The organism is Xanthobacter sp. ZOL 2024 (assembly GCF_052932325.1).
In genome coordinates, this window is record NZ_CM128808.1 from 1073977 (window position 1) to 1089716 (window position 15740).

The window sequence follows — 15740 nt, forward strand, 5'->3', positions numbered from 1 at the left end:
ACGGCACCAGAGGCGACGAGATGAGTGCGAACACCTCCTTTTTCGGCGACCTGCTCACCTCCATCGCGGAGCGTGGCCGCGCGCTGCTGGAGCGCTCCGGGCGCAATGGCGGGGCGCCGCGCGCCGCATCCCTGGTGGAGCGCTGCGAGGAATTGCTCTCCGGCAAGGGCGAGGCCTCGGGCGTCGCGCTCGCCACCGAGATCCTCGAGCGCTACGGCCGCATGAAGACCGGCGAGCGCATCGCGTTCTTCGAGGCCTTGGCCGAGACCTTCGGCGTCGACCGGCCGCGGCTGGAAGCCGCCATCGATGCCTTCCAGCGCACCGGGTCGGAGGCCGCCTGCGCCAGCCTCCATGCCGCCTCCGAGCCGCGCCGCCAGGAACTGGTGCGCCGCCTCAACATGGCCCCCGGCGCCACGCTGAAACTGGTGCGCATGCGCGAGGCGCTCATGGATGCCCTGGTGCATCGCCGTGACCTTGCCGCCGTCGACCGCGACTTCGGCCACCTGTTCTCTTCCTGGTTCAACCGGGGCTTTCTCGTGCTGCGCCGCATCGACTGGTCCACCCCCGCCAACGTGCTGGAAAAGATCATCCGCTACGAGGCGGTGCACGAAATCCGCGACTGGGATGACCTGCGCGCCCGGGTCGACAGCCCGGACCGCCATTGCTACGCCTTCTTCCACCCGGCCCTGGTGGACGAGCCGCTGATCTTCGTGGAAGTGGCCCTGGTGAAGGACAGCCCCGACGCCATCGCCCCCATTCTCGACCAGAAACGCGCGGTGCTCGATCCGGCAAAAGCCACCACCGCGGTGTTCTATTCCATCTCCAACTGCCAGCGAGGGCTGGCCGGCGTCTCCTTCGGCAACTTCCTGATCAAGCAGGTGGTGGAGGAGATCTCCCGCGAGATGCCCTGGCTCACCACCTTCGTCACCCTCTCCCCGGCCCCGGGCTTCCGCGCCTGGCTGGAGACGGAACGGCGGGCGCCCAATGTGCTCTCCCCCGCTGATGTGGACGCTCTGAAGGGGCTCGACGCGCCCGACTGGGCCAAGAACGAGGAGACCCGCGCCACCCTGGCGCCGGTGCTGAGCGCGGCGGCGGCGGCCTATTACCTCACCGCCAAGACCCCCAAGGGCAAGCCGCTGGATCCGGTGGCGCGCTTTCACCTGGGCAACGGGGCGCGGCTGGAGCGCATCAATCCCATGGGCGATCTCTCCCCCAAGGGCCTCAGCCAGGCCGCCGGGCTGATGGTGAACTATCGCTACGTGCTGGCCGATATCGAGAAGAACCACGAGGCCTTCGCCGCCAAGGGCGACGTGGTCGCCAGCGCCCCCGTCAAGAAGCTCCTGCGCCAAGACATCCTGCGCCAAGAGGGGGCCCCGCGCGCCCTCGTCACCACCAACTGAGCCAGATCCATGACCCCAAGCCGCAACCACCTGTTCCGCGCCTTCCGTGATGCCATTCCCGCCATGGACAAGGCGCTGGTGATCCATCCCGATGGCGGCATCGAGACCTATGCCGATGCCCTGGCCCTGTCCGGGCGCCTCGCCAACCTGCTGGTGGCGCGCGGCGTGAAGCCGGGGGACCGGGTGGCGGTGCAGGTGGACAAGTCCTGGCCGGCGCTGGCGCTCTATCTTGCCGCGGTGCGCGCGGGCGCTGTCTATCTGCCGCTCAACACCGCTTACACCTTGAACGAGGTGGACTATTTCCTCTCCGACGCGCAGCCGACCGTGTTCGTCTGCCGGCCGCAGATCCTCGCCGAGGCCAGGGCGCTGGCGGACAAGGTGAAGGTGCCCTGCGTCGAGACCCTCGGCGCCGACGGGGTCGGCTCGCTCACCGAGGCCGCCGCCGGCCAGCCGGAAGCCTTCGAGGATGTGGAACGGGGCCCGGAGGATCTCGCCGGCATCCTCTACACCTCCGGCACCACCGGCCGCGCCAAGGGGGCCATGCTCTCCCACGAGAACCTGCTCTCCAACGCCGCGGTGCTGCGCGATGACTGGCGCTTCACCGGCGATGACGTCTTGATCCACGCGCTGCCCATCTTCCACACCCACGGGCTGTTCGTGGCGTCCAACATCATCCTTTTGTCCGGCGCCTCCATGATCTTCTGCCCGAAGTTCGATGCGGGCGAGGCCCTCGCCATGATGGGCTGGAGCGACCATCGCCCCACGGTGATGATGGGCGTGCCCACCTTCTACACCCGCCTGCTGGACAATCCCGGCCTCACCCGCGAGGCCACCGCCCACATGCGGCTGTTCGTTTCCGGCTCGGCGCCGCTGCTGGCCGAGACCCACCGCGCCTTCGAGACCCGCACCGGCCATGCCATCCTGGAACGCTACGGCATGACCGAGACCGGCATGAACACCTCCAACCCCTATGATGGCGCCCGCATCGCCGGCACCGTGGGCTTTCCCTTGCCCGGCATCAGCGTGCGGGTCAGCGACCCCGAAAGCGGCCGCATCCTCGGCGCCGATGAGATCGGCATGATCGAGGTGAAGGGCCCCAACGTGTTCAAGGGCTATTGGCGGATGCCGGAGAAGACCGCCTCCGAATTCCACGACGGCTATTTCATCACCGGCGATCTCGGCAAGATCGACGGCGCCGGCTATGTGCACATCGTCGGCCGCGGCAAGGATCTCGTGATCACCGGCGGCTTCAACGTCTATCCGAAGGAAGTGGAGAGCGAGATCGACGCCATCCCCGGCGTGCTCGAAAGCGCGGTGATCGGCGTCACCCACCCGGACTTCGGCGAGGGCGTCACCGCCGTGGTGGTGGCAAAGCCCGGCGCCAGCCTCACCGAGGAGGCCATCCACGGCGCCCTCGACGGCAAGCTCGCCAAGTTCAAGCTGCCCAAGAAGGTGTTCTTCGTGCCCGAGCTGCCGCGCAACACCATGGGCAAGGTGCAGAAGAACATCTTGCGCGACACCTACAAGGACATCTATCGCAACGTCGCGTGAATTCGCTCGCCTGACGCGAACGGCCTGAGCCCCGGATCAACCGGGGCCGGCCCGAGGACCCCGATAGAGGCCCCCAGACAGGGGACCCCCACGGGACAGGGAACGCCAATCCGGCCCGATGGGCCACATGGGAGGACAGTCATGTTGAATCACACCCTCGGCCGTCTCGGCCGCGCCTTCGCGCTCGCCACCGCGCTGTCGTCCGCCGCCGGCGCGGCGTGCGCCGCCGACATCACCCTGCGCGCCTCGCACCAGTTTCCCGGCGGCAAGGGCGACCCCCGCGACGAGATGGTGCAGATGATCGCCCGCGACGTGGACGCCGCCAATGTGGGCCTGAAGATCCAGGTGTTCCCCGGCGCCTCCCTCTACAAGCCCAACGAGCAGTGGGGCGCCCTCACCAAGGGGCAGCTGGACATCGCCGCCTTCCCCCTCGATTACGCCTCCGGCCGCGTGCCCCAGTTCTCCGCCACCCTGATGCCCGGCCTGGTGCGCAATTTCGATCGCGCCGAGCGGCTCAACTCCTCCCCCTTCATGCAGGAGATCAAGGCGATCGCCGACAAGAACGGCGCCATCGTCATCGCCGATGCCTGGCTGTCCGGCGGCTTCGCCTCCAAGAAGGGGTGCATCACCAGCCCCGACAGCATCAAGGGCCAGGTGACCCGCGCCGCCGGCCCGGCGTTTGAGCAGATGCTGGCCCATGCTGGCGCCTCCATCGCCTCGATGCCCTCCTCGGAGGTCTATTCGGGCATGCAGACGGGGGTGCTGGACGCCGCCAACACCTCGTCGGAGAGCTTTGTCTCCTATCGCCTCTATGAGCAGGCGAAATGCCTCACCGCCCCCGGCGCCAACGCTCTGTGGTTCATGTATGAGCCGGTGGTGATGTCCAAGCAGGTGTTCAACCGCCTCAATCCGGAGCAGCAGAAGGCCATCCTGGCCGCCGGCAAGAAGGCCGAAGCCTGGTTCGCCACCGAAGTCCGCAAGGGCGACCAGAAGCTCATCGACGCCTACAAGAAGGCCGGCGTCGAGGTGGTGGAAATGTCGCCGGCCGATTACGAGGCCTGGCTGAAGGTGGCTCAGGACAGCGCCTACAAGAACTTCGCCGAAAAGGTGAAGGGCGGCGACGAGCTGATCAAGAAAGCGCTGGCGGTCCAGTGACCTGATCGAGGCGCCGCCGGATGGCCACAGCCCCATCCGGCGGCGCCTCGTGCCCGGTGGCCGTGGCGCCCCGGTGGCCTTGGCACGCCCGCACCTTTGGCACGCACCTTTGGCACGCCTGCATCCTCTCGCCCGACGAGATCTTCCATGACCCGTCTGTTCCTCAACGCAGTGGACCGCCTGTCCCAGCTCGCCGCCATCATCGCCGGCCTCATGCTGGTGTCGTCCATGCTGGTGATCTGCCAGATGATCTTCCTGCGCTATGTGTTCCGCGCGCCGACCATCTGGCAGACCGATTTCGTCATCTTCACCGCCACCGCCGCCGTCTTCCTCGGCGCGCCTTATGTGCTGCAGACCCGCGGCCATGTGGGCGTCGACGTGGTCGAGCTCATGTTCCCGCCCCGGGTGCGGTACTGGATCGGCCTGCTCGGCGCGGTGTTCGGCTTCCTGTTCGCCGTGGCGATGAGCATCGCCAGCCTGATCTTCTTCCATGAGGCACTGGTGAACGACTGGCGCACCTCCTCTGCCGCCGCCATCCTGCTGTGGCCGGCGCTGCTGCCGGTGCCGGTGGGTTTCTCGCTCCTTGCCCTGCAATACATCGCCGAGCTCGTGCGCCGCGTCGAAGGCCGCGACGGCTTCGGAGTCCACCCATGATGGCTCTTTCTCCCTCCACCGCCGGGGCCCTGGTCATCGGCCTGCTCCTGGCCTTGCTCGCCACCGGCATGCCCATCGCCTTCGCCCTCGGCCTTGCCGCCATCGGCGGACTGCTGGTGGCCAATGGCATCGGCGTGTTCGACGTGCTGGCGGAGACCATGTTCGCGGGCATCGCCAACCTCGCCTATGTCTCCATCCCCATGTTCGTGCTGATGGGCGCGGCCATCGCCGCCACCCCGGCCGGCCGCGACCTCTATGAGGCCCTCGACCGCTGGCTGAACCGGGTGCCCGGCGGGCTGGTGCTGTCCAACATCGGCGCCTGCGCCATCTTCGCCGGCATGACCGGTTCCAGCCCCGCCACCTGCGCCGCCATCGGCAAGATGGGCATTCCCGAGATGCTGAAGCGCGGCTATCCGGCCTCGGTGGCCACCGGCTCCATCTGCGCCGGCGGCACGCTCGGCATCCTCATCCCGCCCTCGGTGACGCTGATCGTCTACGGCATCGCCACCGAGACCTCCATCGGCCGTCTGTTCCTGGCCGGGGTGATGCCGGGGCTGATGCTCACCGCCCTGTTCATGACCTGGGCGCTGATCGACTGCAAACGCAAGAACATGCAGTTCAGCGCGGTGACGAACCGCTTCACCTTCGCGGAAAAGCTCTCGGCGCTGCCGCGGGTGATCCCCTTCCTGCTGATCATCCTGGGCACGCTCTATGTGCTCTACGGCGGGGTGGCCACCCCCTCGGAAGCGGCGGGCGCCGGGGCCTTCCTTACCCTGGGCGTGGTGATCATCATGTATCGCCTGTTCCGCCCCAAGCCGATCATCGGCATCTTCTCCGCCACCATGCGCGAGAGCGTGATGATCATGATGATCATGGCCTCGGCGGAGCTGTTCGCCTTCGCCTTGTCGTCGCTGTTCATCACCCAGTCCCTGGCCGCCTCCATCGCGGCGCTGGAGGTGAACCGCTGGGTGATGATGGGCCTCATCAACGTGTTCCTGCTGGTGGCCGGCATGTTCCTGCCACCGGTGGCGATCATCGTCATGTCGGCGCCGCTGCTCTATCCCATCGTGGTGGGCTCGGGCTTCGACCCCTATTGGTTCGCGGTGATCCTCACCATCAACATGGAAATCGGCCTCATCACCCCGCCGGTGGGCCTCAACCTGTTCGTGGTCAACGCCATCGCCCCGCAGATCCCCACCAGCCAGATCCTGTGGGGCGCACTGCCCTATGTGCTGGTGATGGCGCTCGGCATCATCATCATGTGCGTGTTCCCGCAGATCGCCACCTGGCTGCCGGACCTGGTGATGGGCCCGGCCACCTGATCGCCCCGCTCACCGCGGCGGTACAGGCCGCGGTGAGCGGGGAATGTGGCGCGGAGCAACACTCCGACACAATCTCGCAAATAAACGCAGCGCAGCAGCCGCATCCGTGCCCTCGGCACGCCTCACAATGCCCATCGCCTTCCGCCATACGGTGGGTCCGACAGGCTGCAGATGAGGCTGCTCTTGACCATGCTTCCCCCTTCCGCCGGCGCCATGCCCCCCGGGGGCCGCACCGATCGACACCACACCGTCAGGCCCCCGGCGCTGGTCCAGGCGGGGATCATCGGCGGCGTCCTCTTTGCCGTGATCCTGGCGGTGATCCTGGTGGAGCGGATCCCCCGCGCCACCGCCATCCGGGCGGAAGTGGCCATCGAATCCCACTTCAGTGACGCCCCCGTGGTTCTGCTGGGGGACAGCATCGCCTATGGAGCCGGACCGGCCAGCCTGTGCGGCCAGCCGGTCTTCAATGCCGCCGTGCCGCGCAGCACCGTCCGCGACGTGCTCTCCGATGGCCCGCCGGTGGTGGCCCGTATCCAGCCGAAGGCGGTGGTGGTGGCCATCGGCGTCAATGACGCGGTGTTGCCCAAGGAGAGCGTGGACACCTGGAAGCAACGCTATCTCGCGCTGCTGGCGAAGCTCGCCCCGGCCCGCCCCATCCTGGTGGAGATCAACCCCATCGACGAGACCTATCCGAACCGCAACCGCCTCTATGACCGGGCCTACATGGCCCGGCAGAATGTAGCGCTGCGCGAGATCGCGACGCAGACCGGTGCGCAGCTGGTGCCCGCTCCCACCCATGCGCTGACGTTCGATGGCCTGCATCCTTCCCCCGCCGGCGCCGCCCTGTGGCGCGACCGGCTGAGCCGCGTCGCCTGCCACTGAGCCGCGGCACTCAGCTCGGCGTATCGGAAGCGGCGGGGATCGCAGGAGGCGCGTCCGGCGGTGACGGAGGGGGCGTATCGGCCCCCCGCGCCGGAAGGCGGATGGTGAACACCGCGCCATCGGGGCCATTGCGCACGCTCAGGCTGCCGCCGTGATCGCGGATGATGCCGAAGCTCACCGACAGGCCGAGCCCGGTGCCCTTGCCCGGGGGCTTGGTGGTGAAGAACGGCTGGAACACCCGTTCGATGATGCCTTCGGGAATGCCACCGGCATTGTCCGCCACCTCGATCCGCACCATGGCGGGGCTGGTGGCCGCGCTCTCTCGCGCCACGTCGATGCGGATGCGCCGGCGGGCGGCGCCGCTCACATCCGGGCGATGCTCCACCAGCGCATCGCGCGCATTCTGCAGCAGGTTGATGATCACCTGCTCCAGCTGGTCCTGCCGGCACAGCACCTCCGGCAGCGCCGGCTCGAAGCGCGTGCTCAGGTCGATGTTGTCCAGGCGGAAATGGGCGCCCACGACCTGCAGCGCGCCCTCCACCGCGGCCGTCGCCTCGCTTGGCTGCAGCCGCTCGTCGCTCTTGCGCCCGAAGATCCGCATGTGATCGATGATGCGACTCATCCGCTCGGTCTGCTGGATGATGCGCTGCAGCTTGCCGCTGAGGTGCTCCGGCGGCAGCCCTTTCTTCATGCCCGTGAGGGCGTTGGTGGCCGCCAGCCGGATCACCCCCAGCGGTTGGTTGATCTCATGGGCGAGACCCGTCGCCACCTCGCCCAGGGAGGCGAGCTTCGACATCTGATAGAGCTGGTTCTCCTCCATGCGCCGGGGGGTCTGGTCGAGGGCGAACACCACCACTTCCTTGCGCGCCCCCTCGGCCCGCTCGCCGGCCTCGATGGTCCGCAGCGGCGCCACCACCATCTCCACTTCCAGATCCTGGCCGGCGCCCGAGAGATGCTCGCTGCACACCAGCGGCGCCTTGAGGCCGGCGGAGAGGGCCTGGAACCGGCCGCCCTTGAGATAGCGGCCCAGCGCCGCCGAGAGCGGCCCGCTGCCGGCCCCCCCGATCAAGGTCGGCCCGTCTTCGTTGACCTGCATCACGCAGATGCCGGGCACACGGCTGATGGCACCCAGAACGTCGGCCTCGCGCTGACGCGCCAACCCTTCCAGTTCGCGGGTGTAGAGCCGGTTCTGCATGTTGAGATAGCGGCGCGCCAGAAGCACCAGGATCAGCAACGCCACGGCGAGGCCCAGCGCGGTGCCCCAGATGGCGGCCCGGAAATCGCGCGTCTGCTCGCGCACATATTCCAGGGAATAGGCCACCACGACGAAGATGGGATAGCGCTCGGACTTGATCATGTAGCCCACCCGCTCGATCCCATCGAGTGAACTGGTGAACTCGTAGACCGCCTCATGCACCCCCTGGATGCGCGTGAAGGCGGAGCTTTTGGAGATGTCGTCGCCAAAGCTGGTGCGGCCCGCTGCGCGGGCCCGAACGATGCCATCGAAGCCCACCAGCGCGATCAGCATGTCGTCTTCCACGCGCAGCTTCTTGTAGAAGTCGATGAAGTCCGAGATTGCGTAGGACGCGACGATGACGCCGCCGAAATGGCCATGGCCGTCATCGAGGGCCCGGGTCAGCTGCACGGTCCAGGTATTGGAGACCCGCCCGAGCACCGGCTTGGAGATGAAGAGCTCGCCATGCGCCACGTTGCGATCCCGGTGCACGCGAAAGTGCTCCCGATCGGACAGGTCCAGCCGCTTGCCATCGGGCATCGCCAGATTGCTCGCGACCATGATCCCTTCCCGGTCGATCACCGCGACCTGGACGATGGAGGCCGGCAGGCTATAGGCCCTGAGCACGTCATAGGTCTGCTGTGGCGTCCAACTGGGATCGAAGGTGCTGGCGAAATTCTGCAGCAGGGAATCGATGGGCTCGATGGTCTGCTCGAAGCTGCGCAGCAGCAATGTCGCCGTCTTCGCCGCGTTCACCTCCGCTTCGCTCAGCTCGGCCCGGCTGTGCAGCGTGTAGAGCATCACCGCCGCGGCGAACGGCAGGCAGCCCACCAGGATCAGCAGCGCCGCCAGCAACAGGGTGACGGGATTGAACAGGCCCTGGACCACTCCGGGCTCACGATTGCTGCTCATGCGCCGCCTCCATGGTGGCGATGGCCGCGCACAGGGCCTCGAAATCGAGCGGCTTGGAGAAGCAGGCGGCAGCGCCCGCCGCCTCAGCCCGGCGCACATCCACTTCAGCGGCGTGCCCGGTCATGACGATGAAGGTGAGATGGCGTTCGGGAAAGGTCGCGCGCAGTGCCTCGATGAGCGTCACGCCGTCCATGTCCGGCATGCGGATGTCGGTGAGCACCATGTGGATCTGCGGATCACCGCGCACCGCCTCCAGCGCCGCCGCCGCCCGGGACACGTTGACCGACGCGACGCCAACGAATTCCAGCGCCTCGGCCAGTTCGTCCAGATAATCCGGTTCGTCGTCGACGATCAGCAAGCGTCCCATGATATCCACCGGCTCCCCCCGCGCCCAGGTTGTATGGATCGTCGAAGCGCCTTCCCGGTCAAGGAGGATCACTTCCATTCTGGATCGAAACGCCCCTGTGGCGGCAGCCTCGGGCAAGGTTCACGTGGCTCTCTGCCAAGGGCTGCGCCGTCCGACAGGGCGGGAATGCACCTGAGATTGCATTCTCCTGCATCCACACGGTAGCATGTGCAGCCGCAGGATCTGGTGCCCGTTGCCTCGCCAGCGGAGAACCGCCCCGACCCGCCGGCACTGCTGGACCTACCGACTGCGGCCCCAGCATCCGCTGGGGTGACGCCAATGAATATGCGAGCGGGGTTGAAGATGGTGGGTAAGGGCCTGACTGACGTCGATCCCCGCACGAAGCCACTGACATGAGACAGCGGCTGTTCATCCTCGACGATGACGAGGCCTTGCGGGACGATCTCGGCGAGTTGCTGACCTTCGCCGGTCACACCGTGAACGGCGCCGGGGATCCGCGCGCGCTCACCCCCGAGGTGCTGGCACAGACCGACGTGCTGCTGCTCGACCTGTCGCTGCCGGAGATGGATGGTGCCGCCGTCATCCGTCAGTTCCCCCTGGCCATGCCGGCGCCGGAAGTCATTCTGCTCAGCGGCCAGTCCGAGGACGTCATCCAGGCGGTGGCCGATGCCGCCCGGCTGCGCGGCACGCGCATCCTCGGCACCCTCAAGAAGCCATTCGATCCCGAGGCGCTGCTTCAGTTGATCGATCGGGCCGGCGCCAGCCCGCCCCTGCGCCACGCGGCCGAGACCCATGTTTGCAGCCTTGGGCTGGTGCGGGCGATGGAACAGGCGCTCAACCAGGGCATTCTGCCCATCACCTTCCAACCCAAGGTCGCCGCGCAGACCCTCGCCTTTGCCGGTGCCGAGCTGCTGCTGGGCAACACCATTCCGCAGATCGGCGTGGTGCCGGTGCCGGAGATGATCACGGTGGCCACCCGCACCCGTGGCCTGCTGGCGCGGCTTACCCGCTATACCTTCGTCGCCGGGTTGGAGGGTCTCAAGGCCTGGCGGGCGCGGGGCTATGGGGGGCCGGTCAACATCAACCTGCCGCGCGACATCCTGCTGGAGCCCGACGCCGGCGCCACCTTCGCGGCGCTGGCGCGCACCGCCGGGGTCGAACCCGCCGCCGTGGTGTGCGAGCTCACCGAGGATGCGATCTATGATTCCTCCAGCGAAGCGCTGATCGCCCTCGCCCAGATGCGGCTCGCCGGCTTCGGCCTGTCGCTGGACGACGTGGGCCAGCGCCAGAGCGGGCTGCTCCAATTGGCGCGCCTGCCGGTCACTGAGCTGAAGATCGACATCGACCTGCTGCACCAGTCGCGCACCTCCGCCAAGGCGCGGAACATCTTCGCCTCTCTGGTGGAGCTGGGACACCGCCTCGCCATGAAAGTGGTGGCCGAGGGGGTGGAGACCGAAGAGGATCTCGCCTTCGCCCGGGCCCAGGGCGTGGACCTGCTGCAGGGCTTCCTCATCGCCCGCAAGATGCCGCTGGAGGCGCTGCTGACCTGGCTCCCCGGACCGACGGGCGCCGCACCAACCCACGAGGCCATGGGCGGCGCCCCGATCGCGCCGCTCCCCTCCACCGGGGCGCAGAGCCTGCTCTGATCTCCCGACACCCCCCGGGCCGCTGCCGAAGACATCGCCGCCCCCATGGGCGGCGCAACCGTTCGCCGGGCAGGGCGAGCGAACGCAAGAAGGGCCGGAGCGGTGGCACCGCTCCGGCCCTTCTTGTCTGGCTCGAGTGAGAGGCCGCTCAGGCGGCGCGCAGGGACACCACGAAGCTCGTCACCTCCCGCTGCAGGTCCTGCGACTGCTCGGACAGGGCCGCCGACAGGCTCATGAGCTGGGTGGCCGCCGAGCCGGTCATGCCCGCCGCCTGGCCCACGCCGCTCATGTTGCCGGTCACCTGGGTGGCCCCCTGGGCGGCGCGATGGGTGTTGGCGGCTATCTCGCCGGTGGCCGCGCGCTGCTCTTCCACCGCGCCGGCGATGATGGCGGTCAGGTCCCGCACATTGTTGATGGTGGTGACGATGCTTTCGATCGACCCCACGGTGGCGGAGGTCGCCTGCTGAATCTCGCCGATCTTGAGCGAGATCTCGTCGGTGGCCTTGGCGGTCTGCGCCGCCAGCGCCTTGACCTCGGCGGCCACCACGGCGAAGCCGCGGCCAGCATCCCCCGCCCGCGCCGCCTCGATGGTGGCGTTGAGGGCCAGGAGGTTGGTCTGTTCGGCGATCTCCTTGATCAGGTTGAGCACCTGGCCGATGGACTGGGCCGCCGCCGACAGCTGGCGGATGTTCTCGCTGGTGCGCTCGGCTTCTTCCGCCGCCGAGCGGGCGATCTCCGCCGAATTGGACACCTGGTCGCTCATCTCGCGGATGGAGGCGGACAATTCCTCCGCGGAGGCCGCCACCGTCTGCACATTGTCCGAGGCGCCCTCAGCCGCCACAGACACCGCCTGCGCCTGCCGCGAGGTCTCCTCGGCGGTGGCCGACAGGTTGCGGGCGGCATCGGCCACCTCGCTGGAGGACCCGGCGAAGCGGTCCGCCAGGGCGCCCATGCGGTCCTGGAAGCTGTTGGCGATGGTCCGGCGCTCCTCCACCATCTGCTCCGCCATCTGCTGCTCCTTCACCGTCTGCTCGTCGCGCAGCTTCTGCGCATCGGCCAGGCTGTCGCGGAACACCTGCAGGGTGCGGGCGATGTCGCCGATCTCGTTGGCGGTCGCGAGGTTCGGAATGTCCGTGTCGAGCTTGCCGGCGGACACCGCTTCCATGGCCTCGGTAATGCGGCCCAGCGGCCGCGCCACGCCCATGAGCACGAACACCGCGGCGCCCACGCCCACCAGAACGGCAAGAATGCTGGCCAGGATGATCATCGAGCGGCCGGTCTCATAGCTCACCGCCGCATCGGCGGCGGCCTGGTTGGCGCCCCGATTGTTCATGTCGATATTGACTTGCAAAGCAGACACCACCTCATCGAAGCTGCGGGATGCCTTTTCCACGAGGTCCATGGTCTTCTCGTGGTCTTTCGCCATGTTGGCCGCCACGAAGGCCTCCTGCGCCTTCAGATAGCTCGCCCAGCTCGCCAGCACGGTGCGCCAGGCCTCCTGCTCTTCCGGCGAGCTGATGAGGCGCTCATAGGTGGTCTGATGGGTCTTGAGCTCCGTGCTCAGCCGGGCGCTGACGGCTTCCAGCTGGGCCTGTTCCCTTTCATCCTGGACCATCAGCATCCGCACCGCCGCCACGCGGATGCGCGTCATGGCGTATTTCACTTCGCCGAGGGCGCGCACGCTGGGCAGCCAGTTGGTGCTGATCTCCTCCGCATTCTCCGCCACCCTTGCCAGCTGCGCGGTGGACAAGACGCCTTGCCCCACCAGACACGCCAGCAACAACAGGATCGTCCCGATCAGTGAATTCTTCACCGTGAGGCGCATGACCTTCTCCGCACTTCGCTAAGTTTGGTTCTATCCCCGCCGCACGCGATTTTTTCTGCGTGGAACGAACGGAGCCGAATAACGCTCTATCATCGCAAGCTGACTTCGGGCTTGCGCGCGATCCCGGGTTGAGGGAGCAGCCCGTGCCGCTCGGGGCCATGACGCAAAGCGCCTCGCCGCGGAACGGCGAGGCGCGCGCTGACCGGCATGGAAAAGCTTCAGCCGATATACTGGTAGCCGAGATACCTTTTGGCATCGATCACGTCGTAGCCGAGCTTCAGCCGCAGCTTCTTGCGCAGCTTGCTCATGTGGCCTTCGACCACGCTCTCATCCACATCGTCATTGAAGATGCCGTAGATGGTGTTGAAGATCTGCGTCTTCGTCACGCGCTTCTTGTTATTCTTCACCAGGTATTCGAGAATGTGGCGCTCGCGGCGCGGCAGCATCAGCGGCTCGCCGTCCACCTGCGGATCGCGGCCATCGAAGAACACCTTCAGCCGCCCGCTGTCCGCCACCGACGAGGTATCCCCCGAGCGCACCCGCCGCCACACCGCATCGGCGCGGGCGATGATCTCCTTGACGTGGACGGGCTTGCGCACCACGTCGTCGATGCCGGCGGTGAACAATTCCAGGGTCTGCGCCAGGGACTTGACGTCCTCGAGGGCGATGATCGGCGCCGTGGAATGGCTGCGGATCAGGTCCGGATAGCCGGTCCGCCCGTCGACATCGCCCACCACGAAGCTCTGAACCGCGCCGAGATCCTGCTCGGATGTGGTGTTGATCCAGTCCTGGAACTCGATGTGTGAGAACCCCTGGGATGCGAAACCTTCGCGAGAAAACGCGGAGACATAGCTCTCAGCCACGCTGGCGCGCTCATCGACCACCACATACATGCGTCCCTCCATCGTTGCTCTGCTTCGCAGCGGCGCCATTGCCGGGCGCCGGGGCAACCGATGCTTTCGATTGCGGATGGAGATTCGCTAATTCACCCAATATTCACCGACAACTTCAAGTATAACCACTCTGGATCGACGTTCACTCCGAACTGGTGGCTATCGCCGCAAAATCCCTCCACGATCGGCGCGCGCCTTCGACCTTCGGCTTAGATTCTCCTCCATCGCCGGCCTTTTGGCGCCAAAAGGCCCCCTTACGCCCCCGTGCCGGCGGCTTCATTTGATCCAATCTGGAGATAACGCGCCGCGGCTCGGGCGCATCGGGGTACGGCAGGGACGCGTTTGGCACACGCCGCATGTGCGAACGCGCGCTCGCCGGAGCCCCCGGCGGCGCGTGCTCGATCCCTTCAGCACGGAACAGGCCGCTCAGGCCTCGAAGACCGTATCGATCTTGCCCTTCAAGGTCTGCGCATTGAATGGCTTGACGATATAGTTGCTCACCCCGGCCTTCTTGGCGGCGATCACGTTCTCCGATTTCGCCTCTGCGGTGATCATGATGAAGGGGATGGCGCTCAGGGCGTCGTCGGAGCGCACCCGCTTCAACAGCTCGTAGCCGGTCATCGGCTCCATGTTCCAGTCGGAGATCACAAGCCCATAGCTGCGCTCCTTCAGCTTGGTGAGCGCCTCGGTTCCGTCGGCAGCCTCATCCACGTCCTCGAACCCAATCTGCTTCAGCAGATTACGAATGATCCGGACCATGGTCTTGTAATCGTCCACCACGAGGACCGGCATCGTCAGATCAACCGCCATGACACACTCCGAAAGCGGGCGAGAAATCACGCAGGCCCGTCGCGAGCAGCGCCTGACCTGTCGATCCCTTTTTCACCTCATGAGCTTGCATGAGGCTTGCGCGGAGACTTTCAGAGATCTTCCTGAATTCTGAAAGTGAGATTATAAAATAGTGACGAAAAGTCATTCCAAATATAAACCGCCCGCCAGGAGAGCTGGATGTCCGCCATGCGTCGACCGTTCCGTATCGAGGCAGTCGTTGGCGCCGATCAGGAGAAGGCCCCCATGGACTTGCCCCCCATCGACGCGCAGCTCACGCGTATCTTTGATGAGCTCAGCCTGGTCCGGCAGGAAATCGTGCGGTTCCAGGAGCGCGACCCCACCGTGGACCGCGAGCGCGACCGCAACGTACTGTGGACCGGCATCGAAACCATCCAGGACGCCATCCGCAACACCAAGATGGAGATCGCCACCCTCCATACCGAGGGCCCGCGCGGAGAGCGGCTGCTGCGCGCCACCAGCGAGCTGGAGGCGGTGGTGACCGACACCGAGAGTGCCACCGAGACCATCCTCTCGTCGGCGGAGACCATCGAAACCCTCACCCAGCAGCTGCTCAAGCGCCTCGCCGGCGACGAGCTGGAGATGGCCCATGCCATCCAGGCGGAAGTGGTCCGGACGTTCGAGGCCTGCAATTTCCAGGACATCACCGGCCAGCGCATCCGCAAGGTGGTGAAGCTGCTGGTGTTCATCGAGGAGCGGGTGACCCGCATGACCGACATCTGGGGCGGCGCCGAGCTGGTGGCCCAGGCCTCCGGACTACTCAAGCGGGAAGGCGACGAGGCGTTGCTGAACGGCCCGGCCCTCGCCTGCGACATTGATGTGGTGTCCCAGGACGATATCGACAATCTCTTCCCCTGACCGGCGCCTCGGCGCCGGTCCACCCACGCCGGCAGCGCAAGATCGCGCCCGCCGGCCCTCCCAAGCGGCATGCAAAGACGACAATGGCGCCCGACCCAAGGCCCGGCGCCATTATCGTCTTTGCACCTGAGTGCTGCATGGAAGATTGGTCTGTGGGAGCCCCCTTGTGCCGTCCCTGGCGCGCCGCCCCCC

The 15740-nt window shown here is 66.8% G+C and carries 13 protein-coding genes; 8 read left to right on the top strand and 5 right to left on the bottom strand.

Translation table 11 applies throughout. The annotated features are described in order from the left end of the window. The first annotated feature begins 20 nt into the window (after positions 1-20). From ACU4E7_RS05210 to ACU4E7_RS05235, 6 genes are all read left to right on the top strand, one after another. Positions 21-1400, top strand: coding sequence for a malonyl-CoA decarboxylase (locus ACU4E7_RS05210; RefSeq protein ID WP_447020882.1), 1380 nt, complete (start codon positions 21-23; stop codon positions 1398-1400). Positions 1401-1409: 9 nt separating this feature from the next. Further along, on the top strand, positions 1410-2951 hold the full coding sequence (locus ACU4E7_RS05215; RefSeq protein WP_447020883.1) for a malonate--CoA ligase: 1542 nt from the start codon (positions 1410-1412) through the stop codon (positions 2949-2951). Positions 2952-3092: 141 nt separating this feature from the next. Continuing rightward, complete coding sequence (locus tag ACU4E7_RS05220; protein WP_443267985.1) at positions 3093-4106, top strand: TRAP transporter substrate-binding protein; 1014 nt, start codon at positions 3093-3095, stop codon at positions 4104-4106. A gap of 147 nt (positions 4107-4253) precedes the next feature. Further along, positions 4254-4760, top strand: a complete 507-nt coding sequence (locus ACU4E7_RS05225) for a TRAP transporter small permease subunit (RefSeq protein WP_238123905.1) — start codon at positions 4254-4256, stop codon at positions 4758-4760. After that, positions 4757-6082, top strand: coding sequence for a TRAP transporter large permease (locus ACU4E7_RS05230; RefSeq protein ID WP_447020884.1), 1326 nt, complete (start codon positions 4757-4759; stop codon positions 6080-6082). The genes ACU4E7_RS05225 and ACU4E7_RS05230 overlap by 4 nt, the downstream gene beginning before the upstream one ends. A 189-nt stretch (positions 6083-6271) precedes the next feature. Further along, complete coding sequence (locus tag ACU4E7_RS05235; RefSeq protein WP_447021586.1) at positions 6272-6964, top strand: SGNH/GDSL hydrolase family protein; 693 nt, start codon at positions 6272-6274, stop codon at positions 6962-6964. Between the two features lie 10 nt (positions 6965-6974). Here ACU4E7_RS05235 and ACU4E7_RS05240 read toward each other — a convergent pair whose 3' ends face one another. Then, on the bottom strand, positions 6975-9110 hold the full coding sequence (locus tag ACU4E7_RS05240; protein WP_238123903.1) for an ATP-binding protein: 2136 nt from the start codon (positions 9108-9110) through the stop codon (positions 6975-6977). Then, on the bottom strand, positions 9094-9477 hold the full coding sequence (locus ACU4E7_RS05245; protein WP_238123902.1) for a response regulator: 384 nt from the start codon (positions 9475-9477) through the stop codon (positions 9094-9096). The genes ACU4E7_RS05240 and ACU4E7_RS05245 overlap by 17 nt, the downstream gene beginning before the upstream one ends. 392 nt (positions 9478-9869) lie before the next feature. On the opposite strand from ACU4E7_RS05245, the gene ACU4E7_RS05250 reads away from it, so the two are divergent. Further along, a complete protein-coding gene (locus ACU4E7_RS05250) occupies positions 9870-11123 on the top strand; it encodes an EAL domain-containing protein (RefSeq protein ID WP_447020885.1) in 1254 nt (417 codons plus the stop codon). A gap of 148 nt (positions 11124-11271) precedes the next feature. Here the strand turns inward: ACU4E7_RS05250 and ACU4E7_RS05255 are convergent, their stop codons facing one another. From ACU4E7_RS05255 to ACU4E7_RS05265, 3 genes are all read right to left on the bottom strand, one after another. Continuing rightward, on the bottom strand, positions 11272-12948 hold the full coding sequence (locus ACU4E7_RS05255; RefSeq protein ID WP_447020886.1) for a methyl-accepting chemotaxis protein: 1677 nt from the start codon (positions 12946-12948) through the stop codon (positions 11272-11274). 218 nt (positions 12949-13166) lie between these two features. Then, positions 13167-13841 (bottom strand): response regulator transcription factor, encoded by a 675-nt coding sequence (locus ACU4E7_RS05260; RefSeq protein ID WP_238123899.1) that lies wholly within the window; start codon positions 13839-13841, stop codon positions 13167-13169. Positions 13842-14267: 426 nt separating this feature from the next. Then, positions 14268-14651 (bottom strand): response regulator, encoded by a 384-nt coding sequence (locus ACU4E7_RS05265; RefSeq protein ID WP_238123898.1) that lies wholly within the window; start codon positions 14649-14651, stop codon positions 14268-14270. A 198-nt stretch (positions 14652-14849) separates the two neighbouring features. Here ACU4E7_RS05265 and ACU4E7_RS05270 point away from each other — a divergent pair, with 198 nt between their 5' ends. Then, a complete protein-coding gene (locus ACU4E7_RS05270) occupies positions 14850-15548 on the top strand; it encodes a protein phosphatase CheZ (protein ID WP_238123897.1) in 699 nt (232 codons plus the stop codon). Positions 15549-15740: the final 192 nt, after the last annotated feature.